Source organism: Blastocatellia bacterium, assembly GCA_025055075.1.
In the GTDB taxonomy this organism is placed as follows: domain Bacteria; phylum Acidobacteriota; class Blastocatellia; order HR10; family HR10; genus HR10.
In genome coordinates this window covers 45,874-67,345 of record JANWYV010000016.1, presented here as the reverse complement: position 1 = coordinate 67,345, position 21,472 = coordinate 45,874, and the positions used below count along the sequence as shown (strand labels likewise).

Sequence of the window (21,472 nt, the reverse complement as noted above, 5' to 3'; positions counted from 1 at the left end):
TCCTGAGCATATTGCGTGAGGGCTTTACGCGGGTCGAGCGCCCACGCCGTGCGGATTCCGGCCCATATCGTCAGCAAGAGAATGGCTCGCCACATAGCCTTTGCGGTCCTCAAGCGGTTTGGGTTCATCAGCTCCCTCCCTTTGCCTCCGGGGCTCAAAGCTGACTCCGTCAGCATCGTCGGCTCTCAATCAGAGAAGGGTATCAAATGCTTACTGCTGCCGCTCCTAGCGCTCATTCAGAGAGCAGCGTTCTATTCGAGAGTATGCCCGATGACGTCACGTCTGACGGGGGGAACGAAGTTCCAGTGATCCCCTCAAGCCCGAGAAGCCACTCGGTGGCCTTGAGAACGGACCGAATACGGAATTGGCGAGGGCATCTCTCTGTCATGAAATTTCGTCCTCCCTTCGCCTTGCGCCCTTCAGGCAATTCAGCTCTTCATTATACTGAGCGAGCGCACGGAGTCAAGTTGAGTTTCCGGTACCGTACATGCGCGATCCTCATGAATCTCGCTGTGGTGGCACCGCTGTGCACGTCGGGCGTATTTGCCTCCGCGTGCTCGCGAGCGATATTCGAAATCTGTGATCTCTAGGGCGGGGGCCTTCCTGAATGGCCATCGTCTCGGAGCGTTTGGGATCCTCCCCTTCACGTTCGAATCATGGACGCCGATTTCCGATCGCGAAGCTCACGATGAAATCGGCCACAGTTCGCCCTCGCGCGTCTTGGTCGGTCCCAGTCAGAAGATCGCCGTGAGCCGAGTTAGGCAGGAGGCTGTAGGTGAACTGCGGTGTGCGCGTGCTGTTCTTATAGCGAGTGAAGGGAAGGGAACCAGCCAGAGGTGGAAAGAGGCCCTGTCGGGCTTGGAGAGCGAGCACGGGCAGATTCATCCGCCGATTTTCCGTGAGCGCTGGGACGCGACCGCCGCGCGCCGTGAGCGCAGCGACGATAGTCGGAGGGAGGCGCGTGGCGTCCAAGTCTGAGAATCGCAGCAGGTCGAGCAGCAATCGTTGAGGGAAGTACCATTCGAGGAAATTCGCCTCAGGAGCGTCCGGAGAGGACTCTCGCGCGAGGGCGTCGTCCGAAGAACCGCGCCCGCTTCCCGTCAGCAAGAGGTGTGCGACTCGGAAGAGATTCGACGGCTCGGGTCCATGAACAAATGTGGGATCCAGGACGCGAAGGTCCGGGATAGCAGCCCAATGCTGTCGCGTCTCTCCCAAGTCTTTCGGGGCGTAGAGGCCGTTGGGGTTCACGGAGGATGGATCGCGGCCTCGAGTGGCGATGGACGTGAGCGGTTGGTCAGGAGGGATACGGAGGAAGCCGACTGAGAAGCGGGCTAGCGGTTGCGGTTGAAATTCGTCGTCCAGAAGCACGCCCAAAGCGGCAGCATTTGTCATCGGCACGGCCACCAATTCGGGTGCATATCGATCCAAAGGGGAAGGGCCATCTGGGTCTGCGAGGGCCAAGAGCGCGGCGATCTCCAAAAGCTGAAAGTGATAGGGGCCGAAGGGACGGAGCGCGAACGGTGCATCTTCTGGCCGCGTCGGCGAGCGCAGCGCGTGCAGGCCGGCGAGATATTGTTCATCAGAGATGAGCGGGCTCATGCCGGGAATCCCCGTGCCATCGAGTAGAATCAGGCCGTGAAGGAGGCTATACCCTGGAACGCCTTCGAAATCGTAAGCGGCGAAGGCCTCGGCGAGGATCGCGCCGAGCGAATGGCCGCCCAGGAAGATGCGCGCGCCCGGAACCTTCCGCGCTTCCTCGACGACAGCTTTCACATCGCGGACGTGTACATCCAGGCCCCATTCGCTCATGAAGCGACTGACCTCCTCGTACCGATTGGCGATATAGCCGCCGCGTCCGTCGGGATGTTCGGCGATCTGCGCGAGCGCTTCGAGGGCCGCTTCGATCGTCCCAATCCGTTCTGCGCGCCAGAGCGGGAACAGGTCTTCGAGTAAGTTCGCGCGCCGATCAATAGCCCAGACTTCGATCGCTCCGCCGGAGCGGCGCACCACCTCAGTCGCCAAAAATCGGAACGCGTTCGCTCCGCCGATCGGTCCCGGTATGAGGATCACGATGGCCTCTGGAGGGCGCGTGCGCTGCCCATCGAAGAAGCGCACGTAGAGCGTTTGGTTCAAATTCACTCGACCATCGCGAATAACGGCGGGATCGGTGAGCGCTGCTCGAAGCGCGTCTGAGACGGGGACGTTGGGGGGCGTATTCGGTTCGTTGTATCCAGGGATCACATACCGACGGCTGATGACGTCTATGACACCGGCGGATCGAGGCTCGGCTCCCCTGGAAAGGGGCGGAATGAGCATCCCGATCAACGCCAGACCGAACACGACCACTCTGAGCGCGAGCGAGATCTTCATCGCTATCCTCCTCTGCTATGCACGTTCGTTCCCTTTGACGGCTCTTGAAGGCCGAAGGTATGTCCGGAAATTGATGCTCGGGATGCAGCCGCAGAATCCGCGGCAGTTTCCACGCGCGGATGGAGCCTTGTCTCAAGCCACAGTTCTGGTATAATTCCGCATCTATTATGCGGATGGTGGATCGTATGAAAGCGCCGGTATTAGTGCTCAACTCGACCTACGAGCCGATCAACGTCACGACGGCTCGGCGAGCGATCGTGCTCATTCTCAAGGGCACGGCGCGGCCAGAAGAGGTGACATCGCGCGTCGTTCGTTCAGCGCATGTGGTGATCCCCGTCCCCTCGGTGATTCGGTTGCTCGAGTACGTCCATATCCCGTTTGAGCGGAAGGAACTGTCGCGCAAGAACGTCCTGCTGCGGGATGGCTACACCTGCCAGTACTGCGGGCGAAAACTTCCTTCCTCCGAGTTGACGGTGGATCACGTCATCCCGCGCTCGAAAGGGGGGCGCACGTCTTGGGACAACGTCGTCGCGTGCTGCCGCCGTTGCAACGTGCGGAAGGGGAATCGTACGCCTGAAGAAGCCGGGATGACGTTGCTCAAGCATCCGCGCGCGCTCTCCTGGCGCGTGAGCCATCAGATCCTCGCTCATTTGGGGCGCCAGCAGGAGGCGTGGAAGAAGTACCTCCTGGCGTGAGGAGCGCCGGCGTCCTCTGTCGTCGAAGCCTCGTCGGTAGATCGCTTCATCACCCGTTTTCGAGCGTGCCCAACACCTGTTGGAGATCACGTGTCCATCTTGAGGCGGGGTGAGCGCATCCCCCAGGGACCAGCCCGAGGGCGTCGCCAAAAGGAGCAGGTCTCATCAAGTGGCGGCGTCGTGCGAACCGGATTTCATCGCGCATTATCCGGTTCGCCGACGCCGGCCTTCACATGGTTCAAAACAGGCGCAGCGTGTAGGCGAAACGAACACCCCGGCCTATTTCCGGCGCGAGGTCTTTGATGAACGAGAGGTGGTTGCGGTATAGCCGATTGCCGAGGTTGAAACCCGTGATGGAGAAGATATGAAGCATGTGCGATTGCGCGAGCGTATACGTGGCGCGCACGTTGAAGACGGCATATCCGGGGGTTCGCGTCTCCGTGGGAAAGATGTCGTTTTGAGCGCGCGCTAGGATGGCCTCCGGAGCAAGTGTGAAGTCCTTGATCTGAATGTCTAGTCCCGCGCGTCCTCGCACCGGGGGAATGCGAGGCAAGGGCGTTCGCGATGGGCGCAGCTCCGCGTCTACGGCGTCCAAGCCGAGGTTGAGCCACACTCGCTGATGGAGTGCGAGGTTGAGTCCAAGCTCCGTTCCGATGAATCGGCTGTCCGCTTGCCGAAAGACAACTACACGAAGACCCTCACGAATCTCTCCCGTTGGGGCCGGGAAGACGAAATCGGTGAGGCGATAATAGTAAGCGTTCGCTTCGGCGCGCCAACGATCGCTCTGATGACGCACGGAGAGATCCACACCATCGCCGCGCTCGCGTCGGAGCATCGGATCGCCGATCTCGAAGGCGAGGTTTCCGATGTGCGGTCCTCGATTGTACAGCTCTTCGAGCGCGGGCGCTCGGAACGAATGCGTGTAGTTGAGGACGAACGTCCCACCTTCCCAGAGCGAGAGGCGTAGGCCCGCTGCGCCGGAGAAGCCGGTGAAAGAGCGGCTCGGCAGCCCGACGGGATCGTAGCCATTATGTTCTAACCGTCCGCCGAACTGCAGGACGAGACGTCGCAGGTCCCACTGTTGCAGAGCGAAGAGCGCGAGGGCCCGTTGAGTGACCGGCGGGGCCAATGTTTCCTCACCGCGCGTCTCGTATCGGCGGTGCAAGAACCAGAAGCCGAAGCTCCCGGAGAGCCCGCCTCGTTTGCGCTCGTCGAAGACGATTCGGGAGACGACCTGGCGATTCTCGAAGGTCGTCTTCGGCACGCTGTCCTCCAACTCGCGGTGCTGATAATCGGTGTAGTCGAAGAACACCTGCATGCGATCCACGAAGGCGCCCAGATCGCGCACGCCGCCGCTGGCGCGCAGATTGTGGCGTCGCATCTTCAAGTCCACGCGCGGTTCCGCTTCATGTTCGTGGTGCTCGTCCTCTTCGCCATGATCGTCATGTTCAGCGTGAAGCTGCCCGGCGAAGGGCACGCCATAGCGAAACACGTCGTGACCGTAGCTCAGGCTAAAGAACGTGCGCTCCCCATAGCGGCCAAATCCCCCGGTGCCATGCCCCCCTCGCGTCTCGGAGTTCGGAATCCGGCCAAGTGGGGTGCGATAATCGCGCGTTCGTTGTCCCCCGCCGTTGCCCCAGATGAGCCAGTCGCCGAAACCGTATTCGAGACCGAGGCTTCCACCTCCGTGGTCGTTCGTCGAACTGCCGATGCCCGTCACGTAGCCACGTGCACCTCGATGCGGATGCTGATGCATCTGATGATGGCGCGTGATGACGTTGATGACGCCACCGAGCGCATTGCTCCCGTAGAGCAATGTGGCCGGGCCTTTGACCACCTCGATGGTATCTGCACTGAGGACGTCAAGGGGTTCACCGTGCTCCCCGGATTGCGAAGAGAGCGAGCCCGTCCGAATGCCATCCTGAAGGATGAGGACGCGGTCTCCGTCGAAGCCGCGAATCACCGGACGCGATGAGCCCGGACCGAAGCTGCGCTTGGCGACTCCCGGTTGATGCTCCAGGGCTTGGCCGAGCGACGTCAAGTCCTTTCCCAAGAGATCCGTGGCGTCGAGTGAAGTCACAGCGTGAAAAGCTTCCGCGAGGGTCTCTTCGCGTCCACTCGCCGTCACGGTGATCTGTTCGCGAATGGGAGAGAGCGTGAATTCAATATCCAGAGTCACTGTCGCGCCGGGGCCGATCTCGACGGTTTGGATGACATCGGGCAAACGCTCCATATGGACGATCACCGTGTATCGGCCCGGGGGGATTTCGGAGAATTCGTACCTTCCGGCCTCATCGGTCACGGATGAACGGTTCCCCGGCACGAGCGTCACCGTCATCCCATGCGCCGGCGTATTGGCCGGTCGGAGAAGGACTCGTCCTCGCAGCGTGCCCGAGGGTTGTGCTCCGTTGACGGGGCCGTGAACGAGGAGCACGAGTCCGAGGGCCAAGAAGATGAGCGCTCTACGATGCCAGGAGCCCAGCTTCATGAAGCAGGGCGCCCCAGATCGGAACAGATGCGTCCATTCCATTGTTCCCTCTCCTCTCTGTGTGCGATGCGACCTTTTCCATGACGGTCATCGAGTTCGTTCTCGTTGCAAGTGGAAGATGTGTCGCGCGACCCTCCAGCGGGGTGAGGATCGCGCCTCACGCCGCGCATCAGATGAGGGGTGCGTTGAGAGGAGGGGATCGAATGATGCGGTCCGTCAGTAGGAGGTGAATGCGGTGGGCGAGAGCCAATCCCTCTATGAGGGCGAAGGTCGGTGGGGGGAGAAGAGTCTTCGCGATCGGCGAGACAAACGGGACGTGCCCATGTTGACACGCGCAAAGACCAGAATGCGCTGTTCCCGAGGATGAATCGGCATCCAAGGGGAGTGTGGGGAGGGAGAAGGCCGTCTCGTGAGACAGCGTGGGCCAGTGGTCACGCGCAGGGGCGACAGCATGCGCCGTGAGATCCCACACCAAGAGGAGATAGAGCGAGACGACGAACCACGGACCTCGGCCTCTCATCCTTTGCGCGAATATCGGTCGCCTCGCCATAAAGAGAGGGGAAAAGTACTAGCGAGCTTCCCCTCTTGTCAAGCTTCGCCTTGTTCGCCAAGTTCCCATTGACCGCGCTCGGGGCAGCCGTTAGGATAAGGCCGATGGATATTTCGATGGAGGTGGGATTATGAAGAAGCTCGTCAGCATGCTCATGTTATTGGCTCCCATAGCGCTCACGTTCGGATATGCCATGCTCCCGAGCATTTGCCTATTGCTGTTTTTCATCTTCCCGCCATTGGTCCTCCTCTGCATCGGACCGTTCGCAGGACTCCTACCGCCCGATTTCCAGACTTTCCTGTGACGGTGGAAGTGGTAGAGGGGATCTCTGGGTGACTCCCGCTTGGAATGACTTTCCAAGTGTGGGGGATTCTGTCACGGAGGGCATCTCTATGCGCATACGTGGGGTGTTCTGTTTCGTCCTCTCCTTGGGATTCTTCATCCGACCTGGCTTCGGGCTCGCGCAATTTCAAGCTCCCGTCATCTTGGAGCCTTCTCCTTCTGAGAGCAGTTTCGGGTTCGGACTGGCCAGCGGAGATGTGAACGGGGATGGGGTCGCCGATCTTCTCGTGGGCGCTGTGCTCGTGGACGTTGAGGGCAAGGCGAACGCGGGACAGGTCTTTGTCTTCTTCGGCGGCGCGCCCCTGGAGACCTCTCCCGATCTCATCCTTCGTGCGCCGACACCGGAGCGAGACGCTCGTTTCGGTTGGGCTATTGCCCTTGGAGACCTGAATGGAGATGGTTGGAAAGACATCCTCGTCTCGGCGCTTCTCGCCAACGGAGGGGCACAACGGGGTACGGGGAAGGTGTACTTCTTCTTCGGCGGTCCTTCTTTGGACGCGCGAGCGGATGGGGAGCTTCCGCTGCCGAGCTTGAATCCCTTAGCGCGTTTCGGGTGGGCGCTCGCCGTCGGGGATGTGAACGGTGATGGGCGAGAGGACGTTCTCGTCGGCGCTGAAAATGTGCGGATCGGTACCCAGGATCAGGCTGGCCAGGTCTTCCTTTATGAAGGCGGAGCGTCATTCCCAACTGCTCCGCGCACGCTTCAATCTCCCAGGCCTCAGCGCGGAGCAGCCTTTGGGAACGCGGTCGTCGTTGGGGACGTCAATGGAGATGGATTCGATGACGTGCTCGTAGGAGCCCCGAATGAAGACGCCGGTTCAGCTCAAGAGGCCGGGCGCGTGCACATCTTCTTCGGGGGATCGCCCCTTGATCTGACGGTGGATGCAACGTTACAACAGCCCGTTCCCAAGCGAAACAGCGGTTTCGGTCAGGCGCTCGCTGTTGGGGACGTCAACGGAGACGGCTTGGAGGACGCTCTCGTTGGAACGCCGCATCCGAATCTCACGCAGACTTTGCTCACGGCCACGAGCGATCCAGGCGAAGTCTATCTCTTCTTCGGGAGCCGACCGTTTGATGCTGTAGCAGATCTCACCCTTCGCGCTCCCGCACCCGGTCAGAATGACGGCTTTGGCACAGCGCTGGCCCTGGGGAAAGCGCGGGGAGGGACGGGGGCTGACATCCTCGTGGGCGCTCAGATCGCTCGGAGGGGCAGCGTTACGGGACGAGCCTATTTCTTCGCCGGGGGATCAGCTCTGGATGCGACGGCCGATGTCACTTTTCAGGCCTCTCCTCCCGATCCAGGAACGCAGTTCGCTCTCGCCTTAACCATTGCGGACGTGAACCACGATGGACGAGGCGACGTGACGATTGGATCGGTGAACCCAGGGGCATTTGGGCTGCCGACAGGACCGGGGAGGGTCTATATCTTTCCGGCCACGTGAGAGCCTGGGCGATCCTCTAGCTGTGAAGAGAAGGCAGGTCCCCGAGATCGTCGAGTGATGGATTTCGCGCAGGCGCGGAGCCGGCTTTCACGCTGGTCCGCCCCGCGCTTCGATGAAGACGCGTTCGGCGCGATAGGAGCTGCGGACGAGCGGTCCGCTGAAGACCTCGCGGAAGCCCTCTTCATATCCCCATTGCCGATAGAGGGCGAATTCTTCCGGCGTCACGTAGCGAGCGACCGGAAGATGATGCTTGGTCGGGCGCAGGTATTGTCCGAGCGTGAGAATATCCACGCCGACGGCACGGAGATCGCGCATGGCTTGGCGAAGTTCCTCGTCGGTCTCACCGAGGCCGAGCATCAAGCTGCTTTTGGTGAGCACATCAGGACGAAACTCTTTGGCGTGGGCGAGGACGCGAAGCGTTTGATCATATCCGGCGCGGGGGTCGCGCACGCGAGGGGTGAGCCGACGCACAGTCTCCAAATTGTTGGAGAAGACGTCCACGCCGGCTTCGAGCACGATTTCGACGGCGCGGAGATCGCCCCGAAAGTCCGGCGTCAGGGTCTCGACCTTGATCTCGGGCACTCGCGCCTTGATGCGGCGCACGGTCTCGGCGAAATGGGCGGCGCCGCCATCGGGGAGATCATCGCGGTCCACGCTCGTGAGCACGACGTATTTCAGACCATGACGCTGAGCCAAAAGGGCGATGGCTTCCGCGACGTGTTCCGGTTCCTCAGGATCAAGCCATCCGCGTGGATTCCCCGTCGCTACGGCACAGAAGCGACACGCGCGCGTGCACACGCTACCGAGTAACATGATCGTCATCGTTCCATGACCCCAGCACTCACCGATATTCGGGCAGAGAGCCTCTTGACATACCGTGTGCAGGCGCAGCTCCGCGACCAGTTGCTTCAGTTCGCCGTAGACGGGCCCGCTCGGCAGCGTGGCACGAATCCACGGGGGCTTTGGCGTCCGGATCGGTTCCAGATGCCGTCGGATGATCCCGCGGGATGCGATCTTCAATGTCCGCGTGCCGCGCGCATCCCGGAGTTCCACATGTGTCACTTCGTTCGCCATCGGCCATCTCCGTTCGATGGGCGAGCGCTTGTTGACCGCCCGAGATATTGTATCGCAATAGGGGCGTCTCGGTGAGGGCGCGCGCGCTCCCGATCAACTCTCGAGGGGGCGATGGACCAGTCCCATCTGCCGACGCATGAGGGCATCGAAGAGGTGATCCGGGATCCAGCGTTTGAGCGCGAGCAATAGGCGCGCATGCTTGGGCACGGCATAGCGAGGGCGCGGGCGCGCCTCCGTGAGCGCTCGCATAATGACGGCGGCGACGTCTTCCGGACGTCCTGCCCATCGCCGCCAGCGCTCATATCGGCGATCGAGGTCGGCCAAAAATGGAGCGTATGGGTGCGAACGCTCCAACGCTGAGCGCGAGACCTCATTGGCGACGTGCAAGAATTCGGTCTGAATGAATCCCGGCTCGATCACGATGACGTGAATGCCGAAGGGAGCAAGCTCCCCGCGGAGTCCATCGGAGATCGCTTCCAGAGCGTGTTTCGTGGCATCGTATACGGCCGAGAAGGGGCGGGCGATGCGCCCAGCGACCGAGCTGACGTTCACGATGCGCCCGCGTCCTTGGGTTCTCAGGATGGGGATCACAAGCTGTGTGAGCGCGATGAGCGCGAAGAGATTCGTCTCGAAATTCTGCCGGATGGCTTCGATGGGGACGCACTCGATGGGCCCGCGCTGACCATAACCCGCATTGTTGACGAGCGCGTCTACGCGTCCATACGTCTCCATCGTGCGCTCGACAAGGCGACGCCGGTCGGCCTCTACGGTGATATCCGTGGGAATGGCGAGCGCGTGTCCTCCGGAGGCCGCGATCTCTTCGGCGAGGCGTTCCAAGCGCTCTCGTCGTCGCGCCGCGAGGACGACCACAGCGCCTTCGCGCGCCAAGCGCCGCGCTGTCGCTTCGCCGATTCCCGAGGAAGCCCCCGTGATGATGACGATGCGATTCTGCAGGTCGCTCCCCGCCGCGCCCATGATCACACCTTCAGCGCCGCATTGACGGCAATCAGGATCGGATCCCACACCGGTGCGAAAGGTGGCGCATAACTCAGATCGAGCTGGCTCATCTCTTCCAACGTCATCCGGGCGTGCAGGGCGGTCGCGAATACATCAATGCGTTTGGCCACGCCTTCGCGCCCGACCATCTGGGCACCGAGCAGCCGATGCGTCGCTTCGTCGAAGATGAGGACGAGGGTAATGGGATGCGCGCCTGGATAGTATCCGGCGCGCGAAGAAGCCGTGGTCGAGACCTTCTTCGCTTTGAACCCAGCTGCGAGCGCTTCCTGAAGCGAGAGCCCGGTGCGCGCGACTTCGAGATCGAAGACCTTGACGACAGCTGTTCCAACGACGCCTGCAAACGTCGCGTGCCGTCCGGCCGCATTATCTCCCGCGACTCTCCCTTGCTTATTAGCCGCCGGGCCGAGCGGAATCCATGTCGGGCGTTCGGTGACCAGATGCCTCGCCTCGCAGCAATCGCCGGCGGCGAAGATGCCCGTGATATTCGTTTCCTGTCGCTCGTCTACGGCGATGGCCCCGGTGGGGCCGAGCGCAATCCCGGCCGCTTCGGCCAGATGCACGTTCGGGCGAATGCCGATGCCGATCAGGGCGAGATCCGCGGCGAGTCGTTCGCCCGCATCGGTGATGACCTCGCGAACTCGCCCGCGCGCATCGCCCTCGAAACCAACCGCGCGCGTCGTCAGCAGCAGGCGCACACCGTGAGCGGCCAGCTCCTGCTCGACGATCCGGCTGATCTCCGGCTCGGTTTGGCCGAGGACGTGATCGAGCGCCTCGATGACCGTCACCTGCAGTCCGCGCATCCGGAGCGCTTCGGCCATCTCGAGGCCGATGTATCCGGCTCCCAAGATGACGGCACGTTGCGGATGCGCTTCGACGAGCGCGCGATGAATTCGCAAGCCATCGTTCAGGCTGCGCAGCACGAAGATGTGATCGAGCTCGATGCCAGGCAGGGAGGGACGAACAGGGATGGCGCCGGTGGCGATGATGAGCCGATCGTAGGGGATCTTCTCCACCGCGCCGCTCCCGCGATCGCGCGCGAGGACAGTACGTTCGTCCGGCCGAAGCTCCACGGCTTCGGTATTCGTGCGCACGTCAATGCCCCGTTCGCGGCGGAAGTACTCGGGCGTATAGACGATGAGTTTCTCGGGATCGGGCACGAGACCAGCGAGAAAGTACGGGATTCCACAGGCGCCATAAGAGACGTGGGGATCGCGCTCGAGGACGATCACCTCCAGATCGGGATTGACGCGCTTGGCGCGCGCGGCTGCCGACATGCCACCAGCGACTCCGCCGATAACCACAAGGCGCCGAGCAGGTTCCGGCATGTCCGTCTCCTTCTCCCGAGGCCTCGCCGACGGACGATCAGGACTGAAGCCGCTGCAGCTCCTCCAAGTGTTCGAATTCGTCTTCGAGGATGTCCTGGATCGTCTCGTAGAGCAGATGTTGCTCGCGCGGAATTATGTTGAGGATCTCCTGATAGAGGGCGATGGCCTTCTTCTCCTCCTCGATATTAACGCGTAGGATCTCCTCGAGCGTCGTGGCCGGGATGAGGTCCTCGGTGGTGACCGCCATCGTCGGCGTGCCTCCTAATCCCGTGATGCGATCGCGCAAATCGCGAGCGTGGCTCTCCTCATCCTCGGCGATCTCATCCAGTTGCTCACTGATGGGCTTAGCGTAAGGGCCGGTGATGACGGCCGCATGCGTCTTGTAGCGGATGAAACAGGCGTATTCCTGAGCGAGCGCTTTGTTGAGAGCGTTCAGGATCTTCTCTCGGTCCATTCTGCGGTCTCCTTTCTCATGAGCGATGAGCCGCGTAAGGGTAGCTCATCAGCGGATATTCGGTCAAGTCGGTCAACAGCCGGGGCGGATGAGCGCGTGCTTGGATTTCTCGGGGGGCTGTACTACACTAAATGCCCGATGGCACGAACGTCGAGCGCTTGCGTGCGCTGCGAGAAGCGGGGGGAGGACCCATGGCGCGTCGAGACGATGTCTTAGCGATCATCCTCGGTGGAGGACAGGGGACGCGGCTCTTTCCGCTCACCAAAGATCGGGCCAAACCGGCGGTCCCCCTAGCTGGGAAGTATCGCTTGGTGGACATCTCCGTGAGCAATTGCATCAATTCGGGGATCACGCGTATTTACGTCCTCACGCAGTTCAATTCCGCCTCGCTCAATCGGCATATCTCGCGAACGTATCAATTCGGGCCGTTCACCGAGGGCTTCGTGGATATTTTGGCGGCCGAGCAGACGCTGGAGAACCGGAATTGGTTTCAAGGGACGGCCGACGCTGTGCGTCGTGGCTGGCGCCATTTCGAGCAATGGCGCGCGGAGACATATTTGATCTTGGCCGGCGACCACCTCTATCGGATGGATTACCGGGATTTCATCGCTCATCATGAGCGAACGCGAGCGGATGTCACGCTCTCGGTCGTCGCCGTCGAAGAAGAGCGCGCATCGGAGTTCGGGCTCATGAAGATTGACGATCGGGGACGAGTCATCGAGTTCCGCGAGAAGCCAAAAGGCACAGCTCTCCAAGAGATGCGCACCGATACGGCGCGGATTGGCCTCGCACCTGAAGAGGCCGTGCGCCGTCCGTATCTGGCCTCGATGGGGATTTACGTGTTTCGCAAGTCGGTGCTCAGGACCTTGCTCGATGAGTATCCGCAGTACGTGGATTTCGGACGCGAGATCATTCCCGCGGCGATCCAGCGCTATCACGTTCAGGCATATCTCTTCGATGGCTACTGGGAGGACATCGGCACGATCCGCGCGTTCTATGAGGCGAACATCGGCCTGACCCTTCCACTTCCGAAATTCAACCTCTATGATCCGGATGCGCCGATTTACACGCATCCGCGCTATCTGCCACCGGCTAAGATTCGAGAATGTCGCATTCACGATTGCCTCATCGCCGACGGCTCCATCCTCAACGGGGCGGAATTGATCCACTGCGTCATCGGCGTCCGATCGCGCATCGAGCGAGGCGCACGGCTCGTGCGCACGATCGTCATGGGGGCGGATTTCTACCAGACGCTCGAGGAGATGGAGGCCGATCGCGCGCGGGGCATTCCCATTGTGGGGATCGGCGAGAACGCGGAGATCGTGGGCGCGATCATTGACAAGAACGCGCGCATCGGGGCCAATGTCCGGATCGTGAACGTGGAAGGACGGCAGCACGCCGATGGCGAGAATTGGTACATCCGGGACGGGATCGTCGTCATCCCTCGCCATGCCATCATCCCGGACGGGACGGTCATCTGAGGGCGCGCCAGTGGAGGAATGAGCATGCGATCGGTCATTGAAGCGGTGCGGGAGGCCGTGAGCGTGCGTCCGTTCGAGCTGCTCATCGCCCTGCGCTATCTGACGGCGAAGCGAAAGCAAGCGGTCATCGCCGTCATCAGCTTGATCGCGATCTTGGGGATCGCCGCGGGGGTGGCCGTGCTGCTGATCGCGCTCTCGCTCGTGAACGGATTCAATGAAGACATTCAGGGGAAGCTGCTGGCGGGCACAGCGCACCTGAATCTCTTGCGGAAAGATGGCCGAGCGATTCCCGCTGAGCTGCAGGAGAAGATCGCCCGCGTGCCGGGAATTCGCGCGGTGGCGCCGACGCATTACGAACAGGTCTTCGCGTCGCACGCGGGACACGGCGTGGGACTCATTCTGAAAGGCGTTGACCTCGGGGCTCCACGAGAAGCGAACGAGGTGTGGGGCATCGTCGTTCAGGGAGCGGTCGAGCGATTAGCTGAAGAAGCCGATGGAGTGCCCGGCATACTGCTGGGGCGTGTCATCGCCGAAGAATTGGGCGTGAAGGTGGGAGATGTGCTCACGATCATCCCACCGGATGGAAGGTTGACCCCCCTGGGCGTGATCCCCCGTCTGGGACGGCTGCGCGTCGTGGGCCTTTTCTCGTCAGGGCTCTACGAATACGATTCCTCCTGGGGCTACGTCTCTTTGGACGCGTTGCGACGGTTGCTGGGCACGGAGCAACCCGCCACCGTGTTGCAGATGAAGGTCACGGATATCTATGCTGTGAAGGAGATCGCGCGACGCGTCCGCGAGATCGCCGGGCCGGAGTACACAACGACGGATTGGCAGGAGCTGAATCAACCGGTGTTCGCGGCCTTGCAGATTCAGCGGATCGTCGTCGTCGTCGTCCTCACGCTGATGATCTTCATCGCGGCGTTGAACATCATCACATCGCTCGTGATGATGGTCATTGAGAAGACGCGGGATATTTCGATCTTGCGGGCGATGGGCGCGCGCTCAATCTCGATCATGCGCATCTTCATCTGGCAAGGCGTCCTCGTCGGAGTGATCGGCACGGCGCTGGGGCTCGGCGCGGGCGTTTTGTTATCGTGGCTCGCCGATCGGTATCAATGGATTCGATTGCCGGAGACGGTCTTCTCGATCGCCTATGCGCCATTTCGTCCGCGCGTGGGGGACGCGGCGATCGTCGCGGGGATCGCTCTGTTGATCAGCTTCCTGGCGACGATCTATCCGGCCCGGCAAGCCGCGCGCTTGAATCCCGTCGAGGGGCTGCGGTATGAGTGACGTGCGCCCGCAAGCGATCGAACGCGATCGGCGCGCGGCGCGTCCGCACGTTCTGCTCCGTGCCGAAGGGCTCTGCAAGACCTACACCGATGGACCGGAGCCCGTGCCGGTACTGCGAGGGGTGGACTTGAGCGTTGTCGAAGGCGAGATGGTGGCCATCGTCGGCGCATCGGGCTCGGGGAAATCCACGTTGCTGCATCTGCTGGGTGGGCTCGATCGCCCGACCTCGGGTCGAGTGATTTTCCAGGGGTTTGACATCTTTTCTGGGAGTGAGGTAGATTTAGCTCGGTTCCGGCAGCAGATGATCGGTTTCGTCTTTCAGTTTCACGGGCTGCTGCCGGAATTCACGGCGCTTGAGAACGTGATGCTGCCGCTGTTGATCGGCGGCATGACGCGGACGGAGGCCGCGCGGAGGGCGGCGGCGATGCTGGAGCAGGTGGGATTGGGGCATCGGCTCGCGCATAGGCCCGCGCAACTCTCCGGAGGGGAGCAACAGCGGGTCGCCTTGGCGCGGGCGCTCGTCCATGAGCCGCGTCTGCTGCTGGCGGACGAACCCACGGGAAACCTCGATGTTCGAACTGGAGCCCTTGTGTTCGCGCTGCTTCAAGACCTGCATCGGGCCCGACAGTTGACGGCGATCATCGCCACTCACAACGAATCTATAGCCCGTCGCTGTGATCGCGTGCTACACTTACATGACGGGACGTTGCGAGAGGAATTTTGAGCGAAAGCGAGGGGGCGATGTTTGAACGATATACGGAAAAAGCGCGACGCGCCATCTTCTTCGCCCGCTACGAAGCCAGCCAGATGGGGGCCTCGGCCATCGAAGCCGAGCATATCTTGTTGGGACTGCTCCGAGAGGATAAGACGTTGGCAGCGCGGTTCTTGCGGTCATCCTCGGCCGTGGAGGCGATTCGGAAGGAGATCGAGAGCCGATCCGTCGTGCGGGAGAAGGTTTCGACTTCGTCAGTGGATTTGCCCCTCAGTCAGGAGGCTCGGCGCGTCTTGAAATATGCCGATGAGGAATCGGAGCGCTTGGGCCATCGGTATGTGGGGACGGAACATCTGTTGCTGGGCATTCTGCGAGAGGAGAGCAGTTTAGCGGCCGAGTTGCTCTACGAGCGCGGGCTGCGCTTGCAGCATGTGCGCGAAGAGCTGATGCGCAGCAGCGTCGAGCGCCTGCAACAGACTAAGAAGGAGACGCCCCATCTGGCCGAATTCAGTCGCGACCTGACGGAGATGGCCCTGGCCGATAAGCTTGACCCCTTGATCGGACGCGAAGCCGAGCTGGAGCGCGTCATCCAAATCCTCTGTCGCCGGACGAAGAACAATCCTTGCTTGATCGGCGAGCCGGGGGTCGGTAAAACGGCTATCGTCGAGGGGCTCGCACAACGGATCGTGGCCGGAGACGTGCCCCCATTCCTTCGGAATAAGCGGATCGTCGCCCTCGATCTCAGCCTCATCGTCGCCGGGACGAAATATCGGGGGCAGTTCGAGGAGCGCCTGAAGGCCATCATGCGCGAGTTGATCGAGAACCCGCAGTACATCGTCTTCATTGATGAATTGCATACGCTCGTGGGAGCTGGCAGTGCTGAAGGTTCCCTCGATGCGGCGAATATTCTCAAACCGGCGCTCTCGCGTGGGGAGATTCAATGCATCGGTGCGACGACGCCGGCCGAATTCCGACGAACGATCGAAAAGGATCGCTCGCTGGAGCGCCGCTTCCAAGCCGTGAAGGTCGCGCCGCCCACCGAGGAAGAGACAATCCGCATCCTCATGGGCATCAAGGATCGCTATGAGGCCTATCACCGCGTCCGCTACACGGAGGAAGCCATTTGGGCGGCCGTCTACTACTCGAATCGGTACATCACCGATCGTTTCCTCCCCGATAAGGCGATTGACGTTTTGGATGAGGCCGGAGCCCGCGTGAAGCTGCGACAGGCCGCGGCGCTCATGAATCGGCGATCGCGCGGCTCTTCCTCGGACATCGGTCACTTCCTCTTCCGCTCCCGTTCGCGATTCTACACGGACGAATGGGAGCCCGACCTCCTGGAGGATGAGCCCGTTGTTGACGTTGTGCGCGAGGACGTCGAGGATGTCATCTCGCGGTGGACGGGCATCCCAGTGACCTCGATCAAGGAGGAGGAGCAACAGAAGCTGCTTCGGATCGAGGAGGAGCTGCACAAGCGCGTCGTCAGCCAAGACAAGGCCATCTCGGCCGTGGCCCGCGCCATCCGGCGCTCGCGCGCGGGATTGAAGAATCCGAATCGTCCGGTTGGCAGTTTCCTCTTCCTCGGCCCCACGGGCGTCGGCAAGACCGAAGTCGCGCGCACTCTGGCCGAGTTCCTCTTTGGCAGCGAACGCGCTTTGATCCGCTTCGACATGTCGGAGTTCATGGAGAAGCACTCGGTCTCCAAACTCATCGGATCGCCGCCTGGATATGTCGGCCATGAGGAGGGCGGACAGCTCACCGAGCGCGTCAAGCGGAATCCCTATTGCGTGATCCTGCTCGATGAGATCGAGAAGGCGCATCCGGACATCTTCAATATCCTCCTGCAGGTGTTGGAGGACGGGCATCTCACCGATAGCCTCGGCAATACGGTGGATTTCAAAAACGCCATCATCATCATGACGTCGAATATCGGCGCCCGCTTCATCCAGAAGCGCGGTCATGTGGGCTTCCAAGCTACGCCCGATCAGGCGCAGGCGAAGATCGAAGAGGAAGTCATGCATGCTGTCCGGCAGACGTTCAATCCCGAATTCCTCAATCGGCTCGACGAAATCATCATCTTCGATCCGCTCACGGATGAGGACTTGCTGAAGATCGTGGACCTGCTCGTCTCGCAATTGAATCGCACGATGGCGCATGTGGGCATCGAGATCCGCCTGACCGATGAGGCGAAGCAGTGGATCGTTCAGAAGACGTGTTCGGATCGCACCTTCGGCGCGCGACCCCTGCGACGCGCCTTGCAGAAATACGTGGAGGATCCGCTCTCGGAAGCCATCATCCGGAGACACTTCGGTCCGGGCTCGGTCGTGGAAGTCTATCTCGAAGGGGATTCGCTGGCCTATCGGCCGGCATCTGTCGAAAAGCCGGACGATGCGGTGCTCGTGCGATGAAGGGTTCGGCGAGGCGTTCTCGTGAGGCCGGATGCCGCGGATCGCACGAGAGGGGAGCGCAAGTCCGGCTTCTTTGATTCTCGGGATCCGCGCATGGCGTAAGCCGTGAGAGCAGGAGGAGCGTTATGAGGCGATCCCTCATTGCCGTTCTCGGCGCTTGGTCACTTATCGCGAGCGTGGGCACCTCTGGACTCGCCCGTTCGCAGGTGACGGTCGAGGACGTCCTGATTCGCGGGAATCGCCGCCTGACGGCCGATTCGATCCGTTACTACATCCAGACCCGTCGGGGCGATCCTTATAATCCCGCCCAGATCGAGCGCGATCTTCAAGCGCTCTGGGCGCAGAACCTCTTCCGCAACATTCGCGTCTACGTGCAGGATGGTCCCGAGGGGGGAAAGATCGTCACGTTCGAGGTCGAGGAGAATCCGATCATCCGCGACCTGAAGTTCGTCGGCTTGAAGTCGGTGCAAGAGAGCGATGTGCTGCAACGCTTTCGGGAGCGGCGCGTGGGCGTGAGTAAGGAGGCGATGTGGGACCCGGCTCGGGGACAGGTCGCCCGGCGCGTCCTCAAGGATCTGCTCGCCGAGAAAGGGAAGCCCGAAGCGACCGTGGACATCGAGGTCGAAGAGCTTTCGACAGCCGCCGTCGCCGTGACCTTCAAGATCAACGAGGGGCCGCGCGTGCGCGTCGTCAAGATCGAGTTCGAGGGGAACACGGTCTTCTCTGACAAGAAACTCCGCAAGGCGATGAAGGAGGTCCGTCAGGCGAGCTTCCTCACCCGCTTCACCTCGCGCGACATCTATCATCCCGAGGCCCTCAAGCGCAGCCTCGAACGGACCCGCTTCTTCGTGCTGGCCGACAACGGCTACATTGATGCACAGATCGGCGAGCCGAAGGTCGAGATGATCACCCAAGGCAGCGGCATCCCCCTGCCGCTCTTCCGCAAGCCGAAACGAGGGTTGAAGATCACGATCCCGATCAGCGAGGGCAAGCAATATCGGTTCGGGAAGATCGAGGTCGAGGGGAACACGCTCTATACCGACGAGCAAATCCTCCGCATCATCGGCTTGAAGACCGGAGACATCGTGCGCTCGACGGTCATCCAAAAGGGCGTCTTCGAGACCCTCAAGGATCTCTACGGGGCGAATGGCTATATCCAGATGGTGGCGCATCCTCGCCACGAGTTGCGCGACGATCCCGATGATCCGAAGAAGGGGATCGCCGATTTCACCATCGAGATCGAGGAGGGCCGTCAGTTCATCCTCAATCGGTTGGAGTTCACCGGCAACACGAACACGCGCGATAAGGTCCTGCGCCGCGAGATGCTCGTCTCCGAAGGCGAGGTCTTCAATCAGTATCTCTGGAAGCAGAGCCTGTTGCGGCTCAATCAGCTCGGTTATTTCGAGGAGATCAAGGAGGAACATGCCACCTTCCGCACCAATGACCGCGAGGGCTTGCTCGACATCGAGCTGAACGTGAAGGAGAAAGGCCGGAATCAGATCCAATTCACGGGAGGGGCGAGCGGCATCGGCGGAAGCTACATCGGGATTGATTACTCGACGAACAACCTCTTTGGATATGGCGAGTCCCTTACGTTCAGCCTCGCGCAGGGGAATCTCATGCGCTATTTCCTCTTCTCCTTCACCGAGCCGTACGTCCTGGATCGAAACGTCTCTCTCGGGTTCAGCATCTTCGCCCGCAGCTATGACTTCTTCGGCGGCGGTCTGGGGATCTTGAGTGGAGGATTCCTGAGCCCCGGGCTCTTCGGGTTGCGCGGGGAATCCCTCTTCAAGGATAAGACGGCGGGGTTCAGCATCTTCATGAGCACGCCACTGATCACGCTCACCAAGCGATGGTGGCGCTTCGGGCAATTCTCGCGCGTCGGTCTCTCGTATTCTTACAGCGCGAATTCGATCGAGGATCCGCCCGTCAATCGCGATGCTGATCCGAACAACGACATCCCGGTCACATTCCGTCAGCCGAATATCCGCACGAGCATGCTCGTGCCATCGTTCACTTATAACACCCTCAACCATCCCATTGATCCGACGTCCGGCAAGAGCCTCTATATCTCGCTCGGCATCAGCGGCGGGTTCTTGGGGGGCAACGTCCGCCTCATTCAGCCGACCGTCGAGTTCAAGTACTTCCGTCCGACGGGGATCAAGTTCCTCGGAAAAGACACGGTCATCGGCATGCGCGCGCTAGCTTCCCATATCACGAACTATGGCGCGCCGTTTGATTCCAATTCCTTGGCCTTCGTCGGCGGGATCCCCATCTTCAGCCGATTCTTCCTCGGCGGAGAGGACTCGATCCGCGGATTCGGCATCCGCTCGGTCTCTCCCGTCGTCCCTGTGTCGCAGCGCTTCACCTCGCGAAACGTCGAAGCGATCTTCGCCGACGATCCCGATCCGTTCAAGACGACGCGGACGCTTCCGGTCGTTCCGGACACGGCGCCGGCTCCGGCGCAGCGCCCCTTCATTCGACAGAGCGTCCTGGAGAAATTCGTCTTCACCGACGAACTCCTGACGCGCACGCTCGTCCCTGTGGGTGGGGACACGCAACTCCTTTACAACTTCGAGTATCGTATTCCGCTCGCTGGACCGTTCTCGGTCGCTGCCTTCTTCGACATCGGATCGGCTTTCAACCTGAAGAGATACGCCAATCAGCAGATCGTCAGCACGCCGCTTCCGCAATTCATCAGCCCCTTATTTGTCGCCAGCCGTCGGACGATCCCCTTGGGCCATCAATTGCTCACGGAGCTGGCCTCGTTCGAGCAAATCCTGCTCAACCCGAACGGATTCTTGGCGACTCCAGAGGAGGTGCGGATCGCGCAGCGTGCTCAGGGGAAATTGCCGAACGAGGTGCCCGATGGGTTCACACAAGTGAAGATTCGTGGGCTTGGGAACACGAGGAGCGAGATCCTGCTCTCGGAGGGCGCTCGCGGATTGCGCGGGCTTCGGGACTATCGCGCCTCGCTCGGCATTGAGTTTCGGTTCCAGATGCCTGTCGTCAATATCCCCTTCCGCTTCATCTGGGCGTATAACCCGAATGCGAAAACGACGCCCGGGCCGAATCAAATCTTCTTCGAGGAGAAGTCCGTCTTCCGCTTCAGCATTGGGCGCACGTTCTGACGTCACCAGAGGAAGGGGAGCAATCGCGCTGTCCGCCGCTCATAGTCGCGATAGAGCGCGCCGAAGGCTTCGCGAAGCGCGTCTTCCTCCACCTTGATTCGGTAGAGGTAGACTGCCAGTGTCGGAAGCCAAACAAGTGGAATGGCCAGCACATGTCCAACCACGAGCGGCCAGCCCAGGAAGAAGAGCAGAATCCCCAAATAACCCGGGTGCCGCACGTAGCGATAGGGGCCGTGTTCGACAAGTCGATGCTCGGGCAGGATCGCCACGCGCGCTGTGAAGAAGCGTCCGAGGGTTCGCTTCGCCCGCCAGCGGATGAAAATCCCCGTTGCAGCTATGATCCCACCAAGGACGTTGCCCACGCCGTCGAAGAGCAAGCGGCAGAAGATCTCGGGGGCACTCGCCGTCGTGAGCGCCACAAATGGGATGCCCACAGCTTGGACGATCCCCAGCCAAAGGAGCGAATGGCGGTCCCGTTGACTCCTCGGCCCGAGGGGGAGGCGGGAGACGAGAAGTTCCATCACACCGCACGCCACCAAGCTGGTCCAAAACCAGAATTGGAAAATCGGAGTCATGTTCGCACGGCACCTCGAATCGCTTGGGAAATCCCTCGACCGCTGGTTCGGCGCGAGGGGTTCCTTCACAAAGTGTATCTGAGGAAGGCACTCAATGACGAGTCGATGGGAGGCACAA

At 61.2% G+C, this 21,472-nt stretch carries 15 protein-coding genes; 8 read left to right on the top strand and 7 right to left on the bottom strand.

Annotated features, from left to right (window positions below; translation table 11 throughout):
• Positions 1–654: 654 nt before the first annotated feature.
• Positions 655–2,370, bottom strand: a complete 1,716-nt coding sequence (locus NZ746_04790) for a lysophospholipase (protein MCS6816682.1) — start codon at positions 2,368–2,370, stop codon at positions 655–657.
• A gap of 185 nt (positions 2,371–2,555) precedes the next feature.
• On the opposite strand from NZ746_04790, the gene NZ746_04785 reads away from it, so the two are divergent.
• Positions 2,556–3,065, top strand: a complete 510-nt coding sequence (locus NZ746_04785) for an HNH endonuclease (protein MCS6816681.1) — start codon at positions 2,556–2,558, stop codon at positions 3,063–3,065.
• 238 nt (positions 3,066–3,303) lie between these two features.
• On the opposite strand, the gene NZ746_04780 is transcribed toward NZ746_04785, so the two are convergent.
• Entirely contained in the window at positions 3,304–5,595 is a 2,292-nt protein-coding gene (locus NZ746_04780; protein MCS6816680.1) for a TonB-dependent receptor, read from the bottom strand.
• A 638-nt stretch (positions 5,596–6,233) separates the two neighbouring features.
• Between NZ746_04780 and NZ746_04775 the strand changes: the two genes are divergently transcribed.
• Both NZ746_04775 and NZ746_04770 read left to right on the top strand, forming a co-directional pair.
• Positions 6,234–6,407 (top strand): hypothetical protein, encoded by a 174-nt coding sequence (locus tag NZ746_04775; GenBank protein ID MCS6816679.1) that lies wholly within the window; start codon positions 6,234–6,236, stop codon positions 6,405–6,407.
• 88 nt (positions 6,408–6,495) lie between these two features.
• On the top strand, positions 6,496–7,887 hold the full coding sequence (locus NZ746_04770) for a VCBS repeat-containing protein (protein MCS6816678.1): 1,392 nt from the start codon (positions 6,496–6,498) through the stop codon (positions 7,885–7,887).
• A gap of 87 nt (positions 7,888–7,974) precedes the next feature.
• Here NZ746_04770 and lipA read toward each other — a convergent pair whose 3' ends face one another.
• The 4 genes from lipA to NZ746_04750 form a co-directional block, all read right to left on the bottom strand.
• Positions 7,975–8,961 (bottom strand): lipoyl synthase, encoded by a 987-nt coding sequence (gene lipA, locus NZ746_04765; GenBank protein MCS6816677.1) that lies wholly within the window; start codon positions 8,959–8,961, stop codon positions 7,975–7,977.
• Between the two features lie 93 nt (positions 8,962–9,054).
• The gene (locus NZ746_04760) at positions 9,055–9,936 is read right to left on the bottom strand and encodes an SDR family NAD(P)-dependent oxidoreductase (protein ID MCS6816676.1); all 882 of its coding nucleotides are present in this window, start codon (positions 9,934–9,936) and stop codon (positions 9,055–9,057) included.
• A 2-nt stretch (positions 9,937–9,938) separates the two neighbouring features.
• Positions 9,939–11,303, bottom strand: a complete 1,365-nt coding sequence (locus tag NZ746_04755) for an FAD-dependent oxidoreductase (GenBank protein ID MCS6816675.1) — start codon at positions 11,301–11,303, stop codon at positions 9,939–9,941.
• A 37-nt stretch (positions 11,304–11,340) separates the two neighbouring features.
• A complete protein-coding gene (locus NZ746_04750; GenBank protein MCS6816674.1) occupies positions 11,341–11,757 on the bottom strand; it encodes a ferritin-like domain-containing protein in 417 nt (138 codons plus the stop codon).
• 191 nt (positions 11,758–11,948) lie between these two features.
• On the opposite strand from NZ746_04750, the gene NZ746_04745 reads away from it, so the two are divergent.
• From NZ746_04745 to bamA, 5 genes are all read left to right on the top strand, one after another.
• On the top strand, positions 11,949–13,238 hold the full coding sequence (locus tag NZ746_04745; GenBank protein ID MCS6816673.1) for a glucose-1-phosphate adenylyltransferase: 1,290 nt from the start codon (positions 11,949–11,951) through the stop codon (positions 13,236–13,238).
• Positions 13,239–13,262: 24 nt separating this feature from the next.
• Positions 13,263–14,528, top strand: a complete 1,266-nt coding sequence (locus NZ746_04740) for an ABC transporter permease (GenBank protein MCS6816672.1) — start codon at positions 13,263–13,265, stop codon at positions 14,526–14,528.
• Complete coding sequence (locus tag NZ746_04735) at positions 14,521–15,252, top strand: ABC transporter ATP-binding protein (GenBank protein MCS6816671.1); 732 nt, start codon at positions 14,521–14,523, stop codon at positions 15,250–15,252. The genes NZ746_04740 and NZ746_04735 overlap by 8 nt, the downstream gene beginning before the upstream one ends.
• A 17-nt stretch (positions 15,253–15,269) precedes the next feature.
• Complete coding sequence (locus NZ746_04730) at positions 15,270–17,648, top strand: ATP-dependent Clp protease ATP-binding subunit (GenBank protein MCS6816670.1); 2,379 nt, start codon at positions 15,270–15,272, stop codon at positions 17,646–17,648.
• Between the two features lie 125 nt (positions 17,649–17,773).
• Entirely contained in the window at positions 17,774–20,779 is a 3,006-nt protein-coding gene (gene bamA / locus NZ746_04725; protein ID MCS6816669.1) for an outer membrane protein assembly factor BamA, read from the top strand.
• A gap of 2 nt (positions 20,780–20,781) precedes the next feature.
• Here bamA and NZ746_04720 read toward each other — a convergent pair whose 3' ends face one another.
• Positions 20,782–21,354, bottom strand: a complete 573-nt coding sequence (locus tag NZ746_04720; GenBank protein MCS6816668.1) for an isoprenylcysteine carboxylmethyltransferase family protein — start codon at positions 21,352–21,354, stop codon at positions 20,782–20,784.
• Between the last annotated feature and the right edge of the window lie 118 nt (positions 21,355–21,472).

Excerpts from the sequence above, each read along its gene's own strand:
- lipA (MCS6816677.1), bottom strand. The coding sequence starts at position 8,961 with ATGGCGAACGAAGTGACACATGTGGAACTCCGGGATGCGCGCGGCACG.
- NZ746_04750 (MCS6816674.1), bottom strand. The coding sequence starts at position 11,757 with ATGGACCGAGAGAAGATCCTGAACGCTCTCAACAAAGCGCTCGCTCAG.
- NZ746_04785 (MCS6816681.1), top strand. The coding sequence starts at position 2,556 with ATGAAAGCGCCGGTATTAGTGCTCAACTCGACCTACGAGCCGATCAAC.
- NZ746_04735 (MCS6816671.1), top strand. The coding sequence starts at position 14,521 with ATGAGTGACGTGCGCCCGCAAGCGATCGAACGCGATCGGCGCGCGGCG.
- NZ746_04760 (MCS6816676.1), bottom strand. The coding sequence starts at position 9,936 with ATGGGCGCGGCGGGGAGCGACCTGCAGAATCGCATCGTCATCATCACG.
- NZ746_04730 (MCS6816670.1), top strand. The coding sequence starts at position 15,270 with ATGTTTGAACGATATACGGAAAAAGCGCGACGCGCCATCTTCTTCGCC.
- NZ746_04770 (MCS6816678.1), top strand. The coding sequence starts at position 6,496 with ATGCGCATACGTGGGGTGTTCTGTTTCGTCCTCTCCTTGGGATTCTTC.
- NZ746_04740 (MCS6816672.1), top strand. The coding sequence starts at position 13,263 with ATGCGATCGGTCATTGAAGCGGTGCGGGAGGCCGTGAGCGTGCGTCCG.
- NZ746_04745 (MCS6816673.1), top strand. The coding sequence starts at position 11,949 with ATGGCGCGTCGAGACGATGTCTTAGCGATCATCCTCGGTGGAGGACAG.
- NZ746_04720 (MCS6816668.1), bottom strand. The coding sequence starts at position 21,354 with ATGACTCCGATTTTCCAATTCTGGTTTTGGACCAGCTTGGTGGCGTGC.
- NZ746_04775 (MCS6816679.1), top strand. The coding sequence starts at position 6,234 with ATGAAGAAGCTCGTCAGCATGCTCATGTTATTGGCTCCCATAGCGCTC.
- NZ746_04790 (MCS6816682.1), bottom strand. The coding sequence starts at position 2,370 with ATGAAGATCTCGCTCGCGCTCAGAGTGGTCGTGTTCGGTCTGGCGTTG.
- NZ746_04780 (MCS6816680.1), bottom strand. The coding sequence starts at position 5,595 with ATGGAATGGACGCATCTGTTCCGATCTGGGGCGCCCTGCTTCATGAAG.
- bamA (MCS6816669.1), top strand. The coding sequence starts at position 17,774 with ATGAGGCGATCCCTCATTGCCGTTCTCGGCGCTTGGTCACTTATCGCG.
- NZ746_04755 (MCS6816675.1), bottom strand. The coding sequence starts at position 11,303 with ATGCCGGAACCTGCTCGGCGCCTTGTGGTTATCGGCGGAGTCGCTGGT.